Origin of the sequence: uncultured Prevotella sp. (genome assembly GCF_946407605.1) — a bacterium.
In the GTDB taxonomy this organism is placed as follows: Bacteria; Bacteroidota; Bacteroidia; order Bacteroidales; family Bacteroidaceae; genus Prevotella.
Map to the genome: position 1 here is coordinate 1 of NZ_CAMJOS010000013.1, position 24,881 is coordinate 24,881.

The following is a 24,881-nucleotide window of genomic DNA, read 5'->3' on the forward strand; positions in this document are numbered from 1 at the left end:
AATACTGCGCCCCGTTCCGCCACGTGAAGAACGCCACGATTAAGAACCTGCACGTTGACGGTACCATCTACACCAGCGTACAGAAGGCTGCCGGCTTCGTGGGCGAGTCACACGGTGCGCTGACCATCACGGGCAGCCGCAGTTCGGTAGCCATCAACAGCAGCGTCAACGGCGACGGCACCCACGGCGGACTGGTCAGCACATTGAGTGATGAAAACAACACCATCATCATCGAAGGCTGTGTGTTCGACGGCTCCTTTGCCACCACTGCCAGCACAACCAACTGCGGCGGATTCATCGGATGGCCGACATATAACACGCCCACCATCACGAACTCGCTGATGAAACCCAGCAGCGTGGGCGCAGGAATGGTCGCCAACACCTTCACCTGTGTGTACTCCACCAACGAGCCTACTATCACCAACTGCTACTACGTCGCTGTCGATAACCTGCCCACTAATCAGGGCACTGAGGCCGTCGCCAACGCCTTGTTGGATGTCGGCAGTCTCGTGCAGGACTACGGCATGGTGAAGGCCTACGAGCATGGCATCTTCTACAACGGCACTTACTACGTGGATCCTGATATGGTGTCTGACTTCAGGCTGCTAAGCACAGCCACTGCCCAGGACGTGGGCAAGGTGGTGTGCGCAGCAGGCCATCTGCACGACGCGAAGAGAGCCGTGCCCGATGGCTGCACCGCCGTGGGCGTTTTAGGCAAGGTGACCTCGACGGGCCACGGCCTCATCCTCGCCCTGCAGGACGCCACATCGCAGACGTGGAATACCATCAACGGTTGGGAGTCGGTGACCGGCTACGCCGGCACCACGCTGAAACTGCTGCCCAACGATAATGCCCGAGGCAACCTCGCAAGCTACACCTCGCTGGGCGTGGTAGCAGTGTCTGACTGGTGCGTGGCGCAGAAGGGTGACTACGATGCCATTTTCACCAACCTCGGCTCGACGACGGGCGACAATTACGGTAAAACCCGCGATGCCAATGTGAATGCCTACATTACCAATGCTGGCGGCGCGGCATTTAACAAAGACGGCGGCTATTGGTCTGCTACGGAGTCCAGTTCTGATTCTGAAAAAGGTTGGTTCTTCGGCGAATATTATTGGTACACCAACCGAAAGACGAGTAGCTACAATGTCAGACCTGTCCTCGGCTTCGCGGCAAGTTCCATCGCCATTACTCTCGCCGACAACGCCGACAACGGCACGACCATCAGCAGTGCCAACGGCTACCCTGCCAATGTGACGCTAGCCGACCGCACGCTCTACAAGGACGGCGCGTGGAACACCATCTGCCTGCCCTTCGACGTGACGATCGCTGGCTCGCCCCTCGCAGGAGCCGAAGCCCGCACGCTGACCGAGGCCAGCATCAGCGGCACGACGCTCAACCTCACCTTCGGCGACGCCGTGACGACGCTCGTGGCCGGCACGCCGTATATCATCAAGTGGACTAAGCCCGACCCCTACGTGGCATACGACGGCACCAATGCCGACGGGACCAGCGACATCGTCAGCCCCTTCTTCAACGGCGTGACTATCGACGCGACCGACCGCAGCTATGACAACGGCGTATCGGGCGAAGAGCGCGTCCGCTTCCTCGGAACATACAAGTACACCGCGTTCGACAGCGAGGACAAGAGCATCCTCTTCCTTGGCGATGCCAACAAGCTGTACTATCCGCTCAGCGGCGCCTCTCTCGGAGCCCAGCGTGCTTACTTCAAGATTGGTACGGACGGAGGATCAGCCCGCCAGATAACTGACTTCGACATCGACTTCGGCGATAGCTCTGAAACCACGGGAATTCTCAATTCTCAAATCTCAAATCTCAATTCTAGCGACGCGTGGTACACCATTGACGGGCTCAAGCTCAGCGGCAAGCCCAGCGTGAAGGGCATTTATGTGAATAACGGACGTAAAGTAATAATCAAATAAAAAACTAACAAGACAATTATATGTTAAACAAATAAAACAAAACTATTATGAGAACAATTATCAGTAACATGAGAACGGCGCGGATGGCCATGATGTTCATCCTTGCCATGTTGACCACCCTGACCGTGCAGGCAGCTGCCGACAAGACAGCGCTGGACGCCGCCGTCAGCGAGGCCGAGACCTACAACAGCAGCATCCTTGAGAGCAACCCCAAGCAGGCCGAGGTGCTGACCATGCTCATCAACTCCTGCAAGACGGTGCTGAACGATGCCGATGCGACGCAAGAGGACGTTGATTTCGCTACCAAGTTCATGAACGAGAGCGTGAACCAGTGCAAGATTGCCGTGGCGCAGGCCAACTACGCCGCCGCCATCAGCGAGGCCGAGGAGTACCTGGCCACCATCAAGGAGAACTACCCCGCGCAGGCCGAGAAGTTGAACAACCTTATCAATAACGCCAAGTCCATGGAGGGCACTTCGATGGAGGTATTGGAATTCGTTACCCAGGTCGTGACTGAAGGTCTCCAGCAGATTAAGATAGAGGTGGCACAGGCCGACTACGCCGCCGCCATCGCCAAGGCCGAGGAGTATCTGGCCACCATCCAGGAGAAACACCCCGAGCAGGCCGAGAAGTTGACCAACCTCATTAACAATGCCAAGGCCATCGAGAGCACTTCGGTAGATGTCTTGGAATTCTTTACCCAAGTCGTGACTGAAGGCATCAAGCAGATGCAGTTAGAGATAGCACAGGCCGACTTCGCCGCCGCTATCGCCGATGCCGAGGCTTACTTGGCCACCATTCAGGAGACACACCCCGAGCAGGCCCAGAATTTGACCAACGTCATCAATAACGCCAAGTCCATGGAGGGCACTTCGATGGAGGTATTGGAATTCGTTACCCAAGTCCTGACTGAAGGTCTCCAGCAGATGAAGATGGAGATAGCCCATGCCGACCTCGCCGCTGCCATCGCCGATGGCGAGGCTTACATGACCACAATCCAGGAGAGCAACCCCTCCGTCGCCGAGGTGATGCAGATGTTCATCAACGCGGCCAAGCAGGTGCAGGCCGACGACAGCTACACGCAGGCCGACCTGGAGTTCGCCACCGCCTTCATGAAGGAGCTGGTCGTGCAGGCCAAGGAGGCCGTGACCACCGGTGTCTCCGCCGCCCGTGCCGCTACGAGCCTGGCCGCCAAATACTACGACCTGCAGGGCCGCCGCCTCTCGCAGCCCTCACGCGCAGGCGTATATATAAATAATGGTGTAAAGACAGTGATAAAGTAATTTTATATTAACCTAATTTATTATTATTATGTACAACAATTTATCAAAAACAAGGCGAGGGCGACCGTGGCTACTACTGGCGGCGCTCTTCGCGTGGCTGCTGCCACAACAGGCGGTGGCCGACACGTACGACACGTATGTTGACAAGTCGTACAACTACAGTGTGTCATTGGATGGATCGAACACGGTGAAGATCCATGTACCGGTCTATGTCCAGGAAGGATACGACTGCTGGATTAAAGACGGTAAGTTGAAAGTGTCCATTGGCGGTGGCAGCGAGATTACGCTTTTCCGCTGGCAGGCTTCCGAGAACATCGACGGTTCTGCCGACAAGTGCTGGACTACATTCAGTACCGAAGCCGGTGGTTACATTCAGGTGACGCTTGGCAACACTAGTAGCAGTGTGAAGGTTACCAGCGGTGGTTCCGTAGGCGGTGATGTGATTCAAAACAATGACGATGCCGAGACCTACGATGTTACTGCCCTTTGGTATGTGCCCTACAACGTGCTGGGTAAGAAGCTCACCTTCAAGTGGGATGTAGAGCGTAACGGTAACGGCCGCTCAGATGCGACGCTGACGCTTCCTGCCCCAGATGCCATCACCATGCCTTCGGCAGGTCAGACGCTGCAGCCCATCATCTCTGATGCTATGCTTTCTACCAAGTTCAAGGGACAGGTAGAAGTGCCCTGGTACCTGGCATCGACCACCATCAACTGGATTTACTACGAATATACGGATGCGAACAAGAACGTCGTCAAGGTGGATATGGATAAAAACGTCAACAACGGCGTTATCCGTCTGAATGCCACCGAGCCTCACAATAACTTCCGCATTGTGGCCAGTTACAAGATGAAGGGCGAAGGCGACTCCTCTTATGATATAGAGCCCGTCGTGTCGACATCAGAAGACCTGACCATGATCCATGCGCCTGTAGGACTGAGTGCCACCGCCATTGACGGTGTCAACCCGAAGGTGGAGTTGAAGTGGAGCGTGCCGTACCTCGACTTCGAGGACTTCTCGCTGACCGACTTCTTCGAGATTCAGCGCTCGTTGACAGGTGAAGAGAAAGACTTTGAGACCATCGGTCAGGAGGTGTTCACCCAGGCTTCGAAGAAGAGCGAATATGTCTTCGTGGATAGCACTATTGTGCAGTCTATCAAAAAGAATATGCTGGTCAATGGCGGTACGCTGGATAAGCTGACCTACCGCGTACGTCGTACCATGAGCCAGATCTGGGGCTGGGATGCAGCCAATAACTGTGCCACCAGCGCCTCGACGGTAGTCGATAACCTGCACCTGCTGCGCATTGCCAACTGGAGTGCCAAGTGGGAAGACGAGCGTGCCTACACCGTTCGCGTGTCGTGGGACTATGCTGATGAATACAATGGCGTATGGGACGACCGTGCCAAGATGATGCTGCACCTCACCGCAACGAACAACGACGGCAAGATCATTGAGGACAGAACCGTCGAGCTGAACCAAGACGAGCGCCAGCAGCGCTACAAGGTGCTGAACCTCTCGCGCTCGTGCGTACATTATGATATAGATATGTATGTGGAGCGCGACAAGTCGCCCCTCGACTTTGTAGAGAATATTACGCCATTCTTCTTCCCCATCCACAATGCTGACGACTGGAAGACGTTCCGTGACAAGGTGCAGGCAGCCAAAGGCGAGTACGACGTGAACGCCCGCCTCTATGCCGATCTTGACGCAGGCTCCACTATGGTGGGTTTTGATTCGAATATCGCATATCGTGGTACCTTCGACGGTAACGGCCATACGCTGACCTTCAACGTGTATGACCATCAGAGAGATAATGTTGCCCCCTTCGTTTGGGTGGGCAATGCCACGATCAAGAACCTACACGTGGCAGGAAATATTACCTCCAGCAAGAAGTTTATAGGCGGTCTTATTGGCCAAGTCCTTCCTAATGCGAACGCTACTGTTGAGAACTGCCGCTCATCAGTCACTATAAATAGTAGCGTGAATGGCGATGCCACCAACGGTGGTCTTGTGACTGTCGTAAATACCGATGCTACTGTCATGTTCCGAAATTGTAAGTTCGACGGTAGCTTTGTAGGTACCAATTGCAGCAATAACGGTGGCTACGTGGGCTATGCCAACGGAGCTGTAATTGTTGACAATTGCGTCTTTGCGCCTGACCATATCAACACCAAGCCTGATGGCTGCGCAACGTGGGCACGTATCGGTACAGGCTCTTATACGCTCATCAACAGCTATGCCATCACTGAGTATAGACCTATTATCGTCATCCGTAGTGCCAATGACTGGACTACATTCAGGGATTTGGTGGAGGCAGCCCAGGGTCAGTATGATGTGGATGCCCGCCTTGAAGCCGATGTGAATGCTGGTAGCATCATGGTTGGCTTCGAAGATACTTATGCCTACCGTGGTACGTTTGATGGCAACGGCCATACGCTGACCTTCAACGTGTATGATCATGGGCGAAAATTCGTCGGCCCCTTCGTAAACGTGGGTAATGCCACCATTATGAATCTGCATACGGCAGGTACCATCACATCCAGTCAGATGTATGCAACAGGTCTCGTTGCACAAGTCCTTAATGGTACGGCAACCATTGAAAACTGCCAGTCATCAGTCACCGTGAAAGGTACTATGGATGGTGAAGGTACGCTCGCTGGTTTCGTAGGACGAGTATCCAATTCCAATGTCACGATACGCAACAGTAAGTTCGACGGCCGTTTTGAGGGCGACAATTGCACCGGCAACGCTGGCTTCATTAGCTGGGTTGATGAAAAGAGTTCGGCAACCATTGATAACTGTCTCTTCAATCCCGACCGCATCAGCACCAAAACAGACAACAACGAAACGTGGGCACGAAAGAATGCTAGCGGATCTGTGACTGTTACCAACAGCCATGCTGTCAGAGGAATGGGGTCGAAGTTTATTACCATCCGCAACGCCGACGACTGGAAAACATTCCGTGACATGACAGAGGCTAATAAAGGCAAATATTGGGTTGATGCCAGCCTTGAGGCCGACATCACCACAGGCCTGGGTATCGGTTTAAGCGAAGACACTTACTGGCGTGGAACCTTTGAGGGTAATGGTCATACGCTGAATGTTGACACTTGGCGCAATGACGGTAAGGCTTGCGCTGTTTTCTGCTATGTTTGGAATGCCAACATCAGGGATCTGCATGTAACGGGTAAGGTCAATGGCGGTATTCATTCCGCAGGTCTGATAGGCTCTGCAATTGGTACCCCCACCATCAATATCGACCGTGTGTGGGTATCTACAGAAGTGTACGCGGGGAATACCCATGCCGGTGGTATCATCGGACATTCGAAAAATGGAACCGTAAATATGAACGACTGTCGCTTTGACGGCAATGTTATCACTAATTGGCAAAGTGGGTCATATGCAGGCGAAATCATCGGATGGTGCGACGGAGGCAATTGGTCTTTGCACCGTGTCTATGACAATGGTTCGCCCACAGCCCAGAATAAGTACTACTGTTGGGATAATACGAGACCTTGGGGAACCAATGGCAGCAGTTTCACTGTTACCCGGCACGACTGGAACACAGTAAATCACTACAACAAGACCAATCAGAATGAGGTGGTTAACCTGATGAACGGCAATCAAGCCGGTACGTGGAAGATTGTCGATGGTAAGGCCGTGCCTGTGATGACCACAAAGAACAACGCAGCTGCCGCAAAAGAAATGCTGGAAACTCTGGGTGCCGACAACTGGAAGATTGTCGACGACAATGTGGTGCCTATCATCAAACCTGCCTATGATGTGACTATCACTGAGGCTGATGTTGAGAAGTATCTCGGCAGCAGCTGGAAGCTGGAAGGTAATACCATCAATCCTGTTACCACAACCATGGATGAACCTAAGTACGATCCTATCTCCAAGCCTACACTGCCTGACTTCTATCATACCAACAATGGTAAGATTGAGAAGACCCTGATGACGGAGACCCGCCAGAGCAGCGTCGTGCTGAGTTGGGATACCGACGGCAACATGATTGACTACTTCACCGTGCTGCGCCGCGAGGTAGGCAAGGGCGATGACGCCTGGGAGGAGATAGCTACCAACATCGACAATCTGAGCTACGAGGACAAGACCGTATCGCCTGTGAAGAACTATGAATATAAGGTACGCGCGGTGAACGACTGTGAAGGTATCACCTTCAGTGAGACTGACGTGAAGGAAGGCCACTGTAAGAATACCGGTCGTGTGGCAGGTTATGTACGCTTCAACGACGGTACTGGTGCTGCCAAAGTGAAGGTGACCGTCGTAGACGAAGAAACCAGCAAGGAACTGGCAAAGGTGACCACCGACGCCAGCGGATACTTCGTGGCTGACGAGCTGCCCTACAAGGAGGGCGGCCAGAGCACGACCTACCGTGTGCAGCCTATCAATATCAAAACCAAACAGGGTGAGGACGCTGCTACCGTGACCTTCGATTCTAAGAGCAACGATGCCGTATTGCGTGACTTCATCATCATCGATGGTAAGCGCTTCTCAGGTCTCGTGTACTACGAAGGCACCAGCATCCCCGTGAAGGGTGCCCGCTTCCAGGTGAACGGTATGGATGTGTACAACAGCGCAGGCAAATACGTAGAGACGGAATATGACGGAAGCTTCTCGTTCCGCGTAAGAAGTGGCGTCGACACCATCCAGATCAAGATGGACGGTCACGAGTTTGTAAACAACGGCTACTTCAAGGGACCAGAAGGTCATGACTTCGGTGGTGATGTGGCAGACATCCGCTTCTACGACGCTACGAAGGTGAAGCTGACCGGCCGCGTAGTCGGTGGTAAGGATCAGGGCGAGCTGCCGCTTGGCTACAACCTGTCGAAGAACAACCTGGGCGACTCGCTGAAGATTGTGCTCACCCTGGAGGGTGACAACGGCTCATGGCTGGTCTATGAGAACACGAACCGCAACAAGACCGAGCGTGAAGCCATCTATGAGCACGGCAACGGCCACAAGACCTATGTGAAGACCACGCGTAAGCGCATGGAGGTGATGCCTGACTCAGCTACCGGTGAGTATGTCGTGAAGCTGCCGCCCGTACGCTGGAAGGTACAGCAGGTTTACTGTAAGGGCTATCCCACGCTGTTCCAGGAAGATCAGGTCAGTGAGGTTATCGACCTGACAGACTGCCTCACAGCGAAAGATACCATCTTCGTAGGTACCTTCACGGATATCGATGGCAACGAACTGTCAGATCCTATGCTGACCTACAACGCGATCTATAACCGCATCTATCGCAGCCCCATCGAGCTGACCTATAAGCAGCAGGGCTTCGACAACTTCGATTACTTTGGCGACAAGACCTATGCCGCCACCAATCTGGCAGGCGACAGGGCTATGGTGCCCCTGGCCTACAAGGGTGCTGACGGACGTGCCGCTTACACCTTCGGCTATCCCGTATTCAGCCTGGAGCGCAAGTACTACATCCAGGTACAGGTGGCTGAGAGCTATCGTTATAACAACGACCCGACAACAGAGCGCCTGGATATCGTTCCTGTCAGCGGTGGCTATGCTACCATGCAGAACGGCATGAAGGCCGGCATGAACAGGGAGATCCTGCCGCTGGATGAAAATGGACAGGCCGTCTTTGAACTGGGTGTTGACCAGACCGCACAGCTGCTCTCTGGCGAGAACGCTCTGAAGACGGTGACCTTCACCGCTGAGCAGGACGGCACGATGTATGAGGCAGACCCGCTGAACGGCTTCGTGCTCAACATGTTCCCCATCGGAACAGGTATCGACGTGATGACCAACGGACAACCTCTGCTGTTTGACATCCTGCGCGACCCGCCAGGATCACACAGTACGGCAACACTCTCTGAGGGTTCTACGCTCAACTTCTCTTACAAGATGGATCTGAAGGCGTCGGCAGGTATCAAATATACCGCTGCCACAGGCGAGAAGACCAACTCGTATATCGGTACGGTATCCGCTCCGATGGGTGCCGGTACTGCCTCGGGTGACATCTTCACCGCTGAGAACGGTGACGCCACCAGTTCTGAGTTCGTATTCGACATGACGGGCAACAAGGCCTATTCGTACACGATGACCACCAGTAACGACATCACCACGAGCAGCGATCCTGACATGGTGGGTGCTGATGCCGACCTCTATATCGGTATGGTACAGAACATCCAGGTGATGCCGATGTCCACCATCCGTGCACTGCCTGACTCAATGTACCAGCACATGGCAGGCCGCGTGGGTCTGACCACTGGCGAAGGTCCTACCGGATTGATGGGCATGTTCAGCGCGTATGGCTCGATGATCCACATTGCCGAGGGCTACGATGCCGCAGGCAACAAGTACCACCTGGTACGTGATGAGTCGATGGCTTACGGTCCGAAACTGGAGTCACAGTTCATCTACTCACAGAAGCACATCCTGAAGCAGGTCATCCCGCAACTGGCCAAGGAAATTCTGAGCCTGATGTACATCGGTACACGCGAAGAGGCCCAGGCCATGGCTGACAAGACCAAGCGTCCTGTCTATCTGTCGCTGCGCGATACGCAGGATCCGTTGTTCGGTGTGGGCAATGCCCTCTACAACACAACGGTGACTGAGCCTAACGATACGACCAACTACATCATTATCCTGCCGAAGACTACCGATCAGCTCTTTACCGACGAGGTATCGGAGAAGGCTGCACTGGTGGCTGGCTGGTCGATGATGATTGCACAGAACGAATATGAGAAGCTGACGGCTGATGACCTCGTGGCTAACTACGACGTGGCAGGTGCTGATGCAGTGAGCTACAGCGAGTCGTTCGAGACCAACTTCACGAACGCCATGATGCTGCACTTCCCATTCTCAGACGATCCGATGTTCTTCGTAGCCGACGAGGATAAGGACGCCAGCGAGATGCTCGGTGAGCAGATTCTTGAGGCTATCCTGAAAGCACTGCAAACTGTTGAGGAGGAAGAACCCGGTGCTAAGATGGATCCCGAGAAGGAAGAGGAGCCCACTGGCGCTGAGGCTGAGGTAGGCTTCGGCGGTACGAAGTTCAAGTGGAAGCTCACGCCTGTGCTGACCTCAGAGTGCGATGGCACTTACGGTTCAGAGAAGGCCTATAGCCGCAAGGAGAGCTTCACCATTGCTCCTGACCCGTTGAGCCATCTGAATGTGGATGTCTATCGCGTCGCACTGCCTGACCTGGGCAACGATGAAGAGGAAGAGGAGGAAGAGTTTGAACTCATCCCCGACGATCCAGGCTCTAAGATGAACGACAACACTGACTATGTCACTATCTTCATGAGCGACAAGTTCAAGAAGGAGCAGAAGTACATCCTGAAACAACTGGAGCAGGAGGTGACCATGGCTATCCTCGGTCCGCAGGGCTTCGTATACCGTACCCGTGGCGGTGCTACTTGCAACCCATGGGAGGACGAGCGCACGACGATGATATGGAACGCCGGTACGGTACTTGACCAGCGCACCATGAAGATTAACAACCCGAAGATTCGCCTCGACAAGCAGAGCGTCAGCGGTGTATCGGTCAACGACGCTGCCCGCTTCAAGGTCTATCTCGCCAACGAGAGCGAGAAGCCTGAGGCTGTCAAGACCACTGCTCCGTTCAGCCTGTTCGTAGACGACCAGTCGAACCCGAACGGTGCCAAGATTACCATCGACGGTCATCCACTGACCGCCAGCGGTACGGAGATCTACCTCGACCCGGCCTTCGTAACCGAGAAGACCATTGAGGTACGTGTCGGCGACGGCTTCGACTATGAGGGTCTGCGCCTGGGCTTCCTGTCGCCCACTGACCCCTCGCACACTACGGAGTATGTTTCGTTCGACGTACACTTCCTGCGTGAGGCCGGACCGGTGAACATTGCCATGCCTGGCGACAAGTGGGTCATCAACACCATGGCCCAGCAGGACAGCAAACGTGGCTGGTATATCCCCGTTGTCATCAACGGCTTCGACAAGCACCAGCATAACTTCGACCACATCGAGTTCCAGTATAAGGAGTCACAACGTGGTGATGATGCTTGGACGAACATCTGCTCATACTATGCTGACTCGCTGCTGATGGCAGGTGCCAACGGCGTTCGCGAGATGATTCCTGAGAACGGTAACATCGTCACACAGTTCTTCGGTGAAGACTGGGTGATCGAGAAGCTATACGACCTGCGTGCCGTCGTCTTCTGCCGCAACGGTAACTCGTTCCTCACCACATCGTCGAAGATTATCAGCGGTGTGAAGGATACCCGTCGTCCGCAGCTGTTCGGCACACCTGAACCGAAGAGTGGTCTGCTGAACATCGGTGATGATATCGTGTTCAACTTCTCTGAGGATATTGAATATAACTACCTGCGTGCCGGCACTAACTTCGAGGTGAAGGGCGAGGTGAACAATAACGACCTCTCTGAGATGGTCAGCATCCAGTTCACGGATAAGTCCAGCGTAGAGAGTGAGGCTAAGCGTAACTTCAGCGGTAAGGACGTGACCATCGACCTGATGGTGAAGCCCACTGAGACAGGACGCGAGATGCCACTGTTCTCACACGGCACCAATGGTAATAAGCTGCAGCTGTGGCTGACGGAGGACTTCAAGCTGAAGGCTGTCGTCGACGAACAGCAGTTCACTTCGACGGAGGCCATCAAGAAGAACACCTTCTCAAAGGTGGCACTCGTCATCGACCAGAAGGACAGCACACTGACGTTCTTCAGAGATGGTGACGCACTGGGTACCTATAAGATGGAGAACCTGTACAACGGTACTGGCAAGCTCATCTTCGGTCGTACCAACGAGAGCGACCGTTCAGAAAGCAAGTACTACGAGGGCCGCATGATGGAGGCTCGCCTGTGGTACCGCACCATGGATGGCGGCTTGCTCAGCAATACCTACGGCAGACGCCGTCTGTCAGGCTATGAGAAGGATCTCGTAGACTACTACCCGATGAATGAGGGCTCTGGCGACTATGCGATGGACAAGACGCAGGGTGCCAATGCCAAGCTGATCGGTGCTAACTGGGCTATGCCACGTGGTATGTCACTGCACCTGAACAAGGAAGACAAGGGCTTGCAGCTGAAGAGCAGCACCCTGGATCGAACTAGCGAACAGGACTACACGCTGATGTTCTGGTTCAAGACCGATGCCGAGGGTCGCGGTACGCTGCTCTCTAACGGCCGTGGTCTGAAGGAGGACGACGGTGCGAAGAACCAGTTCCACATCGGATTCGAGGCTGAGAAGCTGATGTACCGTTCGAACGGCTTCGCTATCGAGGTACCGGGCAACTGGAGCGACAACCAGTGGCACCACTATGCGATGACCGTGAACCGTGCTCGCAACGTGGCTAACATCTACGTAGACCAGGAGGTACGCGCTACCTTCGAGACCGATACACTGGGTGGTATCAGCGGTGGCTATCCGCTCATCGGTGCAAGCCGCTATGTGGTCGACAAGAACACTTACGACGGCACAGCTCCGCTGAAGGGTAATATCGACGAGCTCTGCTTCTTCGCTCAGGCCCTGCCGCAGACGCTCATCAACACCTACTCGAAGAAGAGCCCGAACGGTGATGAGGCTGGTCTGAAGACTTATCTGGGCTTCGACCGTCAGGAACTGCAGTCGGACAACACCATCGAGATGGTACCTTATGTATATAGTAAGGTAATAGAGCGTGATGCCGATGGTAACATCGTCTATGAACTTGATCCCGAGACACAGAAGCCTACACAGACTCCTGCTCGCAAGTATGAGTTTACGGATGGCGAGGATGTCGTCATGAGCCACATCGATAAGGCACAGGCTGCTCCTGTACTGCCTTACGAGGAGGTGACCAACCTGAAGTACAGCTTCATCGGCAGAGGTAACCAGGTGATGGTAGAGCTCGACGAGGCTGCTACTAAGCTGAACCATCGCAACATCTATGTGACCCTGTATGAGGTAGAGGATAAGTACGGTAACACGCTGGCTTCTCCGCAGACGGCTTGCTATCTGGTAACAGCCAGCAGTCTGGAGTGGCTCGTCAACAGATTCGATCATACCATGAAGTATGGTACAGGCGAGGATGACGACCAGATCCTGACACTGCCGTTCTACAACAACAGCGCCAAGAACCACACCTACACCATCGAGAACTGCCCGTCATGGCTCACGCTGAGCAAGTACAGCGACGTCATCGCACCGCAGAGTCCTGATTATGTAGATGCAATGGTCAGCAAGGACCTGAACATCGGTACGTATAATGAGATTCTCTATCTGACTGACGAGAATGGTATCACTGAGCCGTTCTACCTGAACCTGACGGTTGAGGGAGATGCACCAGACTGGGCAACGAGCGTGCCGAGTGAGCTCCTGAAGAACTCGATGAGCATCTCCGGACAGGTCTATCTGTTCAATGAACTCGACACTGATACGCGCGACATTGTGGGTGCTTTCGACAACGAGAATGTATGCCACGGCTTCGCTAACATCAGCCACTCTGAGCTGACGGGTGAGACCGGACTGTTCCTGACCGTCTATGATAGTCTGTCAGTGGGCCGCGAGCTGAACTTCCGCCTGTGGCAGTACAACACCGGTCGTGAGATTGTGCTAACCACCAGTCCTGCCATCACGTTCGCGAAGGATGCCATCCTGGGTACCGATACGCCTGTCCGCTTCGACGGCGGTGAGAACATCGTACAGAAGTTCAACCTGCAGGAAGGCTGGAACTGGGTATCGTTCAACCTGAAGAGCGACCAGCTCAGCGACGTGAACACACTGCTGGGCGGCATGAAGTGGAGCAACGGCGACATCCTGACCGACTTGGGCAGCAACCTGACGCTGACCTACGAGGCAGCACAGAAGCAGTGGATTGCCACCGGTAGCACCGATACCGTGACCATCTCGCCGAAGAATGCGTATGCCATCAAGGTCAAGAAGGATTGCACTCTGCCGGTTGGCGGCACCGTCATCAAGGATCAGGACGACCGTACCATCAAGGTGAGCAAGGGTTGGAACGCCATTGGCTACACGCCGATGACCAACCTGAGCGTGGAGACGGCTCTGAGCGACTACTTCGACAATGCTGAACCCGGCGACGTGATAAAGAGTCACACCGAGTTTGCCTACTTCACCAAGACCGGCAACACCGGACGCTGGCGCGGCTCGCTGCAGTACATGAAGCCCGGCGAGGGTTACATGATGCTGCGCAAGGCCGAAAGCGACGCTTCGTTCACCTATCCGTTCTACGACCTGAACAGCAACTTCCGTGAGGACTGGAACACCGGTACTACTCGCGCCGCTGCCGCCGCCAAGGCACGCAGCACGATGACCGTAAGCGCCGTAGTAGAAGGCTTCGAAGTGGAAGATGGTGATGTGCTTATCGCCTACTCGAACGGCGAGGAATGCGGTAGCGTAATTGTCAATTCTCAATTGTCAATTGTCAATTATCTGAGCATCGCTGGCGATGCCAGCGCCAACATCTGGTTCGCCATCGAGCGTGACGGCGAAATCGTAGCTTCTACCGGCGAAGTGATGACCTACAAGGCCAATGCCGTCATCGGCAGTCCCGACCAGCCTACAGCCATCAACTTCGCCCGTGCTGAGTATGCCGACGGCCAGTGGTACAGCATCAACGGTATGAAGCTGCAGAAGCGTCCAACCAAGAGTGGTGTGTATATCTTCAACGGTCGTAAGATCGTCGTTAAGTAACATTAAATAAAGAGTATTATGAATAAGATAAAATTAATGTTCGTTCTGCTGGCAAGCCTCGTACTGGGGGCTTGCAGCAGCAGCGACGATGACAATAATGTCAATGATCCAAAGAATGCTGCCTACACGGAGACCACGGTCACTGAGGCTCCTGCGTGGCAGATAGACTGGAGCAACAATCAGGAGCGCCCCAACTGGACGGAGCCCGACGGCTCGCTCTATGCGAACTGGACCATCCTGAAGGTGCAGATAGAGGATGCGCTGAAGGCCTACGCCTCCGACGGCGACCTGATGGCGCTCTTCGTGAACGGCGAGATACGCGCACTGGCCAAGCCTGCCGTCAGCGTGGGCGGCGGAACGGCCACGGGCAAGTTCCTGATGAAGGCCTACGGCAACGAGACGGGCTCGGAAACGGTGAACATGTCATTGCAATACTACAGTTCCACGCTGAAGCACCTCTTCACGCTGACCGACAACATCACGCTGGACGCTGATGAGACCACCGGCATCGACGAGGCCTTCGTCCCTGAGTTCACGCTCGGCTCGGCCAAGTATCCCGTGCAGAAGACGGTGGACGTGGAGCCGCTCCTGACCAAGGTGGGCCTCACCCCCGTCAGTGGCAACATGGTAGCTGCCTTCGTGGGCGAAGAGTGTCGCGGCACGGTGTCGCTCGCTTCGTCCGGCAGCACCCAGCTGCTCATCTTCGGTCGCAACGCTGGTGAGTCGCTGACGCTGAAGTACTATGATGCTACAGCCGGCAAGCTGTACACCATCCCCGACGCTGTGAAACTATAACAGCGTACAAACGGTAGCGGGTTCGACTCCCGCTGCCGTTACCAGTAATATTAAAAGGAACACGAATTCTTGGACGAGCCAAGCGCGTAGCGAGTCCCACGAATTACTCATTAATGATAATTATATGGTCAATTACATGAAAATTATATGTTGAAACAAATAAATTAAAATGATGCAGACAAGATTCAAAAAAGGTGCAAAGATTTTCGACATCGTGATTACCGCCGTGGCGGGGATGGTGTCGGTGGGCGTCATGCTCTACGGCATTGCCCATTTTGGATTGGCTGAGGCGTGGCCTGAGCTGGTGCTCAATATGTTCTACATTGCCTGTCTGGTGATGATTTGGATGTACTTCTTCAATTCGCCCCACATCACCACACAGCAGTTTAACTACTGGTGCTCCATCTCGGTGGGCATGACGGTGCTGCTGCGCGACATCCTCTTCGCGCCGCCTCTGGCCTATTATGGTCTTCATCTGGCATGCCTCACCCTCTCTGTGCTGCTGCTCTGCGCACTCACTTTTTTCTACGCGCGCAAGAACTGGAAGAGCTATACCAAGCGCAACCTGTGGCTCATCTGCATCATCGACATGATCATTGCCGCGCTCTACAACCTGGACATCTACCTGGAACCCACCAGCGAGTACACCAACTACATGCTCACGGAGATCTGGATCCGTCCCACCATCACCTACGGCCTCGTGGCGTGCTTCGTGACGGAAGTAGAAACGGCCAGAAAATAGCAAAGATAACTACACATATTATTAATTAAAACTATAACAATTATGAAGAAGAAGTATCTTTGGATGATGGCCGCCACCCTTATCATATGCACCGTAACAATGGTGTTCACTTCATGCACGGACAATGCAGACAACGCAGTAGCAGAGCCCGAGCAACCGCTGAGTGACAAAGAGATGCTGATGACTCTGTATGGTGAGAACAAAAAGATCACCGACGGCAACTACGACAAGTCGCTGGCCGTGAAGTGCATCAACGGCACCTTTGTGGGGAAAAGGTCAGGAGGCATCGTTGCTTACAAGGGAATCCCGTTCGTGGGCCAGCAGCCCGTGGGCGAACTGCGCTGGAAGGCGCCAGTGGACTATGTTGCAGATGAGAGTGTGTACGAGGCTTATTATAATGCGAAAAGTCCCTATCAGAGGGAGAATCTCAGCGAAAAGGCCTCCCTTTACGTTCAGGGCGAGGACTGCCTGTGCCTGAACATCTGGAAGGCTGAAGGCTCGTCTGCCGCCACGAAGCCAGTCATGGTATGGATTCACGGTGGAGCTTTCGAAATGGGTGGAACGGTTGACCCGCTGTATGAGGGCCACAATTTCATACAGGAAAATCCAGAAGTCATTCTTGTTTCCATCGAGTATAGACTGGGCGTCTTCGGCTTCTTCCACCTGTCGCACCTGCCCGACGGAGCCGACTACCCCGATGCTCAGAACCTGGGACTGATGGACCAGATGATGGCGCTGAAGTGGGTGCATGAGAACATTGCAGGCTTCGGCGGCAATCCTGACAACGTGACCATCTTCGGCGAATCCGCCGGTGCAGGTAGCGTGACCCTGCTGCCGCTGATGGAAGGCTCCCAACAATATTTCAAGCGCGTCATTGCCCAAAGCGGCGCTCCCGTCTTCACACGTTCTCCTGAACAGGCCATCGCCTGTACGGATGAGATAATGGCGGCGCTCGGCTGCAAGACCGTTTCCGACCTACAGAAAGTTGATATTGACAAGTTTTTGCAGGCAACGGTTGCGGTCGGACTACGCGTATGGGCAGAACGAGACGGACGCATCTTGCCTCTGGACCCATACGAGGCTTACGCTAACGGCGCGGCAAAGGACATCGACCTCTTGCATGGCTGCAACAAGGATGAGATGGGCTATTTCATTTACGGCTTCGGACTGGATTACTGGAATCCATGGGCTGCTGACCGCAAGGCGAAGAAACTGGCACAGTTGACGAACGAGGAGAAGGCTCTGGTCGAGAGTTATTGTCAGGACGTCAAGGACGCTACCGCCGAATATTCTGCCACCAGCCGTCTGTTCGACCAGATAACATTCATCGCGCCGCTTATCCGTCTGTCGGAGAACCAGACCAAGAGCGGCGGCAAGTCGTACACCTATTTTTTCACCCCAGAATCTTCTTTGCCGCTGTTGAGATGCGGACATTCGGTGGAGCTTCCGGTAATATTTAATCATCAGGAAATAACCTTGGAGATGGGGTGGACCTTCGACGCCACCTTCTCAAAGACCATGCGCCGCATGTGGGTACAGTTTGCCAAGACCGGCAACCCGTCGCTCAGCGCCGATCAGTCGCCCGATGGCAAGGCCAAGGAGTGGCCGCTCTACGACCTAGAGAACAAACAGCTGATGATCTTCGACGAGTTCAACATCCACCCCGAGAAGGAATCGCAGCGGAAAATCCTCGACTGGGACCGCACCTATTTCCTGACCAAGTATTATTGCATCTGATAACTTAAAACAATCTGATAATGAATAGAAGACTATTGTTTGCCGTGATGGCCGCCATCCTCGTTTGCGCCACAAGCGTGCTCACTTCATGCTCCGACACCACCGATAACCCTGTTACGGAGAACGATCCGCTTGCTGAGGAAAGGGCGCAGCTGCAAGCCTTGTACGGCGAGAACAGGAAAATTACCGACGGCAATTACGACAAGTCGCTGGCCGTGAAGTGCATCAACGGCACCTTCGTCGGTAGAAAGACCGATAATGTCATCGCCTATAAGGGTATCCCATTCGTGGGCGAACAGCCTGTAGGCGAACATCGCTGGAAAGCTCCGATTGACATTGTTCCCGACGATGGCATATACGAGGCTTATTACAATGCGAAGAGTCCCTGTCAGGTTGACGACGAATGGCAAAGGGCTTCCCTTTATCCGCGAGGCGAAGACTGCCTGTATCTGAATGTATGGAAGGCAGATGACGGAGCCGTAAAAAAGCCGGTCATGGTTTGGATTCACGGAGGGGCTTTTGAGGTAGGCGGCACGGTAGAACCTCGCGAAGAAGGAACCAATTTCGTCAGAGAGAATCCTGACGTCATACTTGTTTACATCGAGTATAGACTGGGCGTCTTCGGCTTCTTCCACCTGTCGCACCTGCCCGACGGAGCCGACTACCCCGATGCTCAGAACCTGGGACTGATGGACCAGATGATGGCGCTGAAGTGGATACACAACAACATTGCGGCATTTGGCGGCGATCCGGATAATGTGACCATCTTCGGTGAGTCTGCAGGCGGAGGTAGCGTATCCCTGCTTCCGCTCATCGAGGGCTCTCACAACTATTTCCAACGAGTGATAGCACAGAGCGGTTCTGTTTGTTTTTCAAGGTCGGAGGCAGAGGCAATTGCTTGCACAAATGAAGTGATGAGCGCATTGGGTTGCAAAACCGTTGCCGACCTTCAGAAGGTCGATATTGAGAAGTTGGTGGAGGCTGCTGATGCGAATACACTGCGAGTATTCCCTGAAAGAGATGGCAAATTCCTGCCCCTGGATGCTTATGAGGCCTACGCCAACGGAGCAGCGAAGGACCTTGACTTCATGCAGGGCTGCAACAAGGACGAAATGAACTATTTCTTGGTCTGTGCAGGAGGTCCGGAGCCCTTTATGGACTTCCTGAATGAACGTCTGACAACGAATCTCACCCGGCTGACGGCAGAAGAGAGAGCGCTGGTGGAGAGCTTCTACAAGGATGTCAAGGGAGAGGCTTACGATCCCCTCTGCCGCCTATACAATCAGATATGGTTTATTGCGCCTGTGTTCCGGCAGGCGGAGAACCAGACCAAGGCCGGCGGCAAGACCTACAACTATTACTTCACGGTTGAGTCATCTGTTCCGCTGATGAAAAGCGGACATGCCGTAGAGCTTTCTACAGTGTTCAATCATCCGGAACAAACCTTTGTAACGGGACGCACATTCGACGCGACCTTCTCGAAGACCCTGCGCCGCATGTGGGTGCAGTTTGCCAAGACGGGCAATCCGTCGCTCAGCGCATCCGAGTCGCCCGACGGCAAGGCCAAGGAGTGGCCGCTCTATGACCTGGAGAACAAGCAGCTGATGATCTTCGACGAGTTCAACATCCACCCCGAGAAGGAATCGCAGCGGAAAATCCTCGACTGGGACCGCACCTATTTCCTGACCAAGTATTATTGTCTATAACAAACAATCACAATTATGCAAAAGAAGAGTGGTGAAGGGTGACAGGTGAAGGGAGGTTACACAAAAGGCCTCCCACCTTCACTCCACAAACAAAAAGATGCGCTGACTCAGTAATGGGTCGGCGCACTTTTTTTGTTTATAGTTTACTATATTAGAAGAAAAAGTGTTAACTTTGCGGCATGAATGTTGAATCAGAAAAAAGATAATAGATTATGGCACAGAACAAACGTTTTATCTGGCAGAAAGCCCAAGGTGGTTTAATGAAGGAGTTGAATATTATTATTGACAGGGAAACTGGCATCAACTATTTGTTTGCACATTATGGATATGGCGGTGGGCTTACTCCGCTGCTTGACAAGGACGGTAAACCTATTGTGACCCCGCCCAGCGAGATTATAGACGATTAGAGAAAAAAAGTGGGTGCAAAATTTGTTGGTAACGGAAAAAAGTGTTACCTTTGCACCCGCTAAGAAACAAACGGACTATTTTCAGGATAGGAAGGGCGTTAAAAAAGTCGAGGCCGACATGGCTCAGTTGGTAGAGCAACGCATTCGTAATGCGTAGGTCCCCGGTTCGAGTCCGGGTGTCGGCTCAAACAGGAAAAGACAATGGGGACGCTCAGGAAGAGTGAATCCCCATGTTTTCTTAAATACACTATCTGCGGAATTAGCTCAGTTGGTAGAGCATTGGCTTCCCAAGCCGAGGGTCGCGGGTTCGAGTCCCGTATTCCGCTCCTCTATCATGGCACAGCAGTTTATTTCCAGTTTACAGAATCAGAAGGTGAAGCAGCTGGTATTGCTTCAGCAGAAATCGTCGGAACGCAGACAGTCCGACCTTTTTGTCGTGGAGGGTCTGCGCGAGTTGCGCCATTGTGTGAGCAAGGGCTATGAGATAGAGAGTCTGTTCTTCTGCCTACAACTGCTGACGGAACAGATTGACGACCTGAGGGCAGAGCAGATATACGAGGTGACGCCGCAGGTGTATGAGAAGATAGCCTATCGTGGCAGCACGGAGGGCGTGATGGCGGTGATGCGCATGAAGCACATGAGGCTGGGGGACCTGCAACTGAGGGAGCAGCCACTGATAGTGGTGCTGGAGAGCGTGGAGAAGCCTGGCAACCTAGGCGCTGTGTTGCGCTCGGCCGATGCCGCTGGGGCCGATGCTGTGGTGGTGTGCGACCCTCTGACGGACCTGTATAACCCCAACCTGATTCGTGCCAGCATAGGGGCGCTGTTTACGGTGCCTACGGTGGCTACCGACTCGGCCACATGCATCCAGTTCCTGAAGCAGCGCGGCATTCGCATCCTCACGGCCCAGCTGCAGGACTCGGAACTGTATTACGACACAGATATGCGTTGCGGTACAGCCATCGTGATGGGTACGGAGGCCACAGGACTGACCAACCAATGGCGCGAGGCTGCCGATGCCCATATCCGCATTCCGATGTGTGGACGCCTAGACTCGCTGAACGTGTCGGTGTCGGCTGCTATCCTGCTGTTCGAGGCGGTGAGGCAGAGGATGAGTGAAAGTTGAAAGTTGAAAGTTGAAAGTGGAAAGTTGAAAGTGGAAAGTTGAAAGTGGAAAGTTGAAACACAAAACGATATGAAAAAAGGACTTGTAATCGTAGGATTGTGCGTGGCGCTGACGGCTATGGCACAGAACAAAGACGGTGGCATCAGCACGAAGATGCTCGACGAGATTCAGAAGGAAAACGCCCTGCAGGCTTCTGACAAGGCGCTGCTGAACGCTATTGCCGGCAATGCCATCGACGACTTGGCGAAGAACCACCAGAACGCGAAGGCGCTGGACACGCATTTTAGCATAGAGACCAAGAAACAGTCGATTACCGACCAAAAGTCATCGGGACGCTGCTGGATGTTCAGCGGACTGAACGTGCTGCGCTCGGACTTCAACCTGCGCACCGACTCGCTCACCGTGGAGTTCTCGCAGGCATACCTCTTCTTCTGGGACCAGCTGGAGAAGGCCAACCTGATGTTGCAGGGATGTATCGATAACGGCAAGAAGCCCATCGACGACCTGCGCGTGCAGTTCTTCTTCCATTATCCCATCAACGACGGCGGCACCTTCTGTGGTGTGGCCGACCTGGCTGAGAAATATGGACTGGTACCTACCGAGGTGATGCCCGAGTCGTACTCTACTGACAACACGTCGAAGGCTCGCGCCCTGATAGCCTCGAAACTGCGTGAGTTCGGACTGCAGCTGCGCGAGATGGTGCAGAAGGACAAGAAGGCTGCTACCATCGAAAAGGCCAAGACGCGCATGCTGGGACAGATATACCACATGCTGCAGCTGACCATGGGCGTGCCGCCACAGACGTTTACCTATGCCTTTAAGAACGAGAATGGCAAGACGGTAGGCGAGGCCAAGGAATACACGCCTCAGTCATTCTATAAAGAGGTGGTGGGTCAGCAGCTCAACGGCACTTTCATCATGGTGATGAACGACCCGCGCCGCGAGTACTATAAGACCTACGAGGTAGAGTTGGACCGTCACACCTACGATGGTCATAACTGGAAATACGTGAACCTGCCCATGGACGACATCGAGGAGATGGCTATCAACGCCCTCAAGGCTGGTCATAAGCTCTATAGCTCGTATGACGTAGCTAAGATGCTGGACCGCAAACGCGGCTATGCCGATACCGAGAACTTCGACTACGGCTCGCTCTTCGGTACTACCTTCGGCATGGACAAGGCCGAGCGCATCTCGACCTTTGACAGCGGTTCTACTCACGCGATGACGCTGACTGCCGTTGACCTGGACAAGAAGGGCAAGGCCACGAAATGGAAGGTGGAGAACTCATGGGGCGCCACATGGGGTCAGCAGGGCTGTCTGATTATGACTGACCGCTGGCTGCGCGACTATATGTTCCGACTGGTGGTGCCCAACGAGTTTGTGACGCCCAAGGTGAAGCAGGCCTGGCAGACGGCTCCTGTGATGGTGATGCCAGAAGACCCGCTGTTCCAGATGGACGAATAAAAGATACACACGATGGCAGAACCTTTGGCAGAAAGGCTGAGGCCCCGCACGCTGGATGACTATATCGGTCAGAAGCACCTGGTAGGCGAGGGGGCTGTGCTCCGACGGATGATTGAGTCGGGGCGCATCTCGTCGTTTATCCTCTGGGGACCGCCAGGGGTGGGCAAGACCACGCTGGCGCAGATCATAGCCCATAAGCTGGAGACGCCCTTCTACACGCTGTCGGCTGTTACCAGCGGCGTGAAGGATGTGCGCGACGTGATAGAGAAGGCTCAGAAAGGGCGCTTCTTCAACGAGGCATCACCTATCTTATTTATAGACGAGATACATCGTTTCTCCAAGTCGCAACAGGACTCGCTTTTGGGGGCTGTGGAGCGGGGCATTGTCACGCTGATTGGTGCCACCACCGAGAACCCGTCGTTCGAGGTTATCCGTCCCTTGCTGTCGCGTTGTCAGCTCTATGTGTTGAAGTCGCTGGAGAAAGACGATTTGCTGCAACTGCTGGAGCGTGCCATCACGAAAGACCTGATACTGAAGGAACGCAAGATAGAGCTGAAGGAGACTGACGCCCTGCTGCGCTATAGCGGCGGCGATGCCCGTAAACTGCTGAATATCTTGGAGTTGGTAACAGCCTCTCCCAGCCCTTCCCAAGGAGGGGGGCTTGTCATCACCGATGCCCTGGTGGAGGATTGTCTGCAACAGAATCCGCTGGCCTACGACAAAGACGGCGAGATGCACTACGACATCATCTCGGCCTTTATCAAGAGCATCCGTGGCAGCGACCCCGACGCGGCACTCTATTGGATGGCCCGCATGATTGAGGGTGGCGAAGACCCGCAGTTCATAGCCCGACGCATGGTGATCTCGGCCAGCGAGGATATCGGACTGGCTAACCCCAACGCCCTGCTGCTGGCTAATGCGGCCTTCGACACGGTGATGAAGATAGGATGGCCCGAGGCTCGCATTGCGTTGGCGGAGTGTGCTGTCTATCTGGCTACCTCGCCCAAGAGTAACTCGGCCTATCTGGGCATCGATGCGGCGTTGGCATTGGTGCGCGAAACGGGTAACCAGCCTGTGCCGCTGCCTCTGCGTAATGCCCCCACGCAACTGATGAAGGATCTGGGTTATCACGACGGCTATAAGTATCCGCACGACTATCCCGGACATTTTACAGAGCAGCAGTATATGCCCGACGAACTGGTGGACAAGCGGTTGTGGCACGGACAGCACAGTCCGGCTGAGGAAAAGCTGTGGCAGCGCATGGTGAACTACTGGGGGAAGAGGTTTGAGGATTGAGAGTTGAAAATTGAAAGTTGAGAGTTGAAAATTGAAAGTTGAGAGTTGAAAATTGAAAATTCTTGGATCAGGATATCATCATTAAGATAGTAGAGTTGCTGGGCACGTTTGCCTTTGCTGTCTCAGGCATCCGTCATGCGGCAGCCAAACACTTCGACTGGTTTGGCGGTTATGTGTGCGGCATCGCTGTAGCTATTGGAGGCGGTACTATTCGCGACGTGATTCTCGACGTGCCTATCTTCTGGATGACCACACCTATTTATATGATATGTACTGCTGTGGCACTGCTCACGGTGGCGTTCTTAGGCAAGTGGATGGAGCCGCTGAAGAATGCATGGTTTGTGTTCGACACCTTCGGACTGGCGCTCTTCACCATTGCTGGCATACAGCGCAGCCTCGACGCAGGACAGGCCTTCTGGGTGGCTATCATCATGGGATGTATCACAGGTGCGGCGGGTGGCGTCATCCGTGATGTGCTGCTGAACAACGAGCCCGTCATCTTTCATAAGGAAATCTATGCGATGGCATGTGTCGTCGGCGGTCTGGCCTATTGGGCTGGCATAGAGGCTGGCATCCCTGTGGGTGTGACGGCTATTATCAGTTTTGTGGTGACATGCGTCATCCGCTTCTTGGCTGTACGCTATCATATCTCGCTGCCTATCCTGAAAAGCGAGGATAAGGACAGCGAGGCATAATCATCTTTCT

At 54.0% G+C, this 24,881-nt stretch carries 11 protein-coding genes, 2 tRNA genes and 1 pseudogene; all 14 read left to right on the plus strand.

All coding sequences use genetic code 11. From position 1 onward, the window contains the following. Window positions 1-1,943 (plus strand): annotated as a pseudogene (locus Q0R57_RS07170) (hypothetical protein); the annotation flags it as partial. Window positions 1,944-1,990: 47 nt separating this feature from the next. Beyond that, complete coding sequence (locus tag Q0R57_RS07175; protein ID WP_294745308.1) at window positions 1,991-3,226, plus strand: hypothetical protein; 1,236 nt, start codon at window positions 1,991-1,993, stop codon at window positions 3,224-3,226. 28 nt (window positions 3,227-3,254) lie between these two features. Next, entirely contained in the window at window positions 3,255-14,900 is an 11,646-nt protein-coding gene (locus Q0R57_RS07180; RefSeq protein ID WP_294745310.1) for a LamG-like jellyroll fold domain-containing protein, read from the plus strand. An 18-nt stretch (window positions 14,901-14,918) separates the two neighbouring features. Continuing rightward, window positions 14,919-15,695, plus strand: coding sequence for a hypothetical protein (locus Q0R57_RS07185; RefSeq protein WP_294745311.1), 777 nt, complete (start codon window positions 14,919-14,921; stop codon window positions 15,693-15,695). 169 nt (window positions 15,696-15,864) lie between these two features. Beyond that, window positions 15,865-16,437: a hypothetical protein gene (locus Q0R57_RS07190; protein WP_294745312.1), complete on the plus strand. Its 573-nt coding sequence runs from the start codon at window positions 15,865-15,867 to the stop codon at window positions 16,435-16,437. A gap of 42 nt (window positions 16,438-16,479) precedes the next feature. Then, a complete protein-coding gene (locus tag Q0R57_RS07195) occupies window positions 16,480-18,174 on the plus strand; it encodes a carboxylesterase family protein (RefSeq protein WP_294745315.1) in 1,695 nt (564 codons plus the stop codon). A 20-nt stretch (window positions 18,175-18,194) separates the two neighbouring features. Further along, window positions 18,195-19,880: a carboxylesterase family protein gene (locus tag Q0R57_RS07200; RefSeq protein ID WP_294745318.1), complete on the plus strand. Its 1,686-nt coding sequence runs from the start codon at window positions 18,195-18,197 to the stop codon at window positions 19,878-19,880. 212 nt (window positions 19,881-20,092) lie between these two features. Further along, window positions 20,093-20,287, plus strand: coding sequence for a DUF6440 family protein (locus Q0R57_RS07205; RefSeq protein WP_294745320.1), 195 nt, complete (start codon window positions 20,093-20,095; stop codon window positions 20,285-20,287). A 112-nt stretch (window positions 20,288-20,399) separates the two neighbouring features. Then, window positions 20,400-20,472, plus strand: a tRNA-Thr gene (locus tag Q0R57_RS07210). Window positions 20,473-20,540: 68 nt separating this feature from the next. Beyond that, window positions 20,541-20,613, plus strand: a tRNA-Gly gene (locus Q0R57_RS07215). A gap of 8 nt (window positions 20,614-20,621) precedes the next feature. After that, window positions 20,622-21,413 carry a TrmH family RNA methyltransferase gene (locus Q0R57_RS07220; RefSeq protein ID WP_294745323.1) on the plus strand — a complete coding sequence of 264 codons (792 nt, stop codon included), beginning with the start codon at window positions 20,622-20,624 and terminating at the stop codon, window positions 21,411-21,413. Between the two features lie 69 nt (window positions 21,414-21,482). After that, entirely contained in the window at window positions 21,483-22,880 is a 1,398-nt protein-coding gene (locus Q0R57_RS07225) for a C1 family peptidase (protein WP_294745326.1), read from the plus strand. Between the two features lie 12 nt (window positions 22,881-22,892). Continuing rightward, window positions 22,893-24,176, plus strand: coding sequence for a replication-associated recombination protein A (locus Q0R57_RS07230; protein WP_294745329.1), 1,284 nt, complete (start codon window positions 22,893-22,895; stop codon window positions 24,174-24,176). 62 nt (window positions 24,177-24,238) lie between these two features. Further along, entirely contained in the window at window positions 24,239-24,871 is a 633-nt protein-coding gene (locus tag Q0R57_RS07235) for a trimeric intracellular cation channel family protein (protein WP_294745333.1), read from the plus strand. The last annotated feature ends 10 nt before the right edge of the window (window positions 24,872-24,881 follow it).

What these genes read in the sequence shown, in the direction of transcription:
- Q0R57_RS07175 (WP_294745308.1), top strand. Translation starts at nt 1,991, where the DNA reads ATGAGAACAATTATCAGTAACATGAGAACGGCGCGGATGGCCATGATG.
- Q0R57_RS07180 (WP_294745310.1), top strand. Translation starts at nt 3,255, where the DNA reads ATGTACAACAATTTATCAAAAACAAGGCGAGGGCGACCGTGGCTACTA.
- Q0R57_RS07185 (WP_294745311.1), top strand. Translation starts at nt 14,919, where the DNA reads ATGAATAAGATAAAATTAATGTTCGTTCTGCTGGCAAGCCTCGTACTG.
- Q0R57_RS07190 (WP_294745312.1), top strand. Translation starts at nt 15,865, where the DNA reads ATGATGCAGACAAGATTCAAAAAAGGTGCAAAGATTTTCGACATCGTG.
- Q0R57_RS07195 (WP_294745315.1), top strand. Translation starts at nt 16,480, where the DNA reads ATGAAGAAGAAGTATCTTTGGATGATGGCCGCCACCCTTATCATATGC.
- Q0R57_RS07200 (WP_294745318.1), top strand. Translation starts at nt 18,195, where the DNA reads ATGAATAGAAGACTATTGTTTGCCGTGATGGCCGCCATCCTCGTTTGC.
- Q0R57_RS07205 (WP_294745320.1), top strand. Translation starts at nt 20,093, where the DNA reads ATGGCACAGAACAAACGTTTTATCTGGCAGAAAGCCCAAGGTGGTTTA.
- Q0R57_RS07220 (WP_294745323.1), top strand. Translation starts at nt 20,622, where the DNA reads ATGGCACAGCAGTTTATTTCCAGTTTACAGAATCAGAAGGTGAAGCAG.
- Q0R57_RS07225 (WP_294745326.1), top strand. Translation starts at nt 21,483, where the DNA reads ATGAAAAAAGGACTTGTAATCGTAGGATTGTGCGTGGCGCTGACGGCT.
- Q0R57_RS07230 (WP_294745329.1), top strand. Translation starts at nt 22,893, where the DNA reads ATGGCAGAACCTTTGGCAGAAAGGCTGAGGCCCCGCACGCTGGATGAC.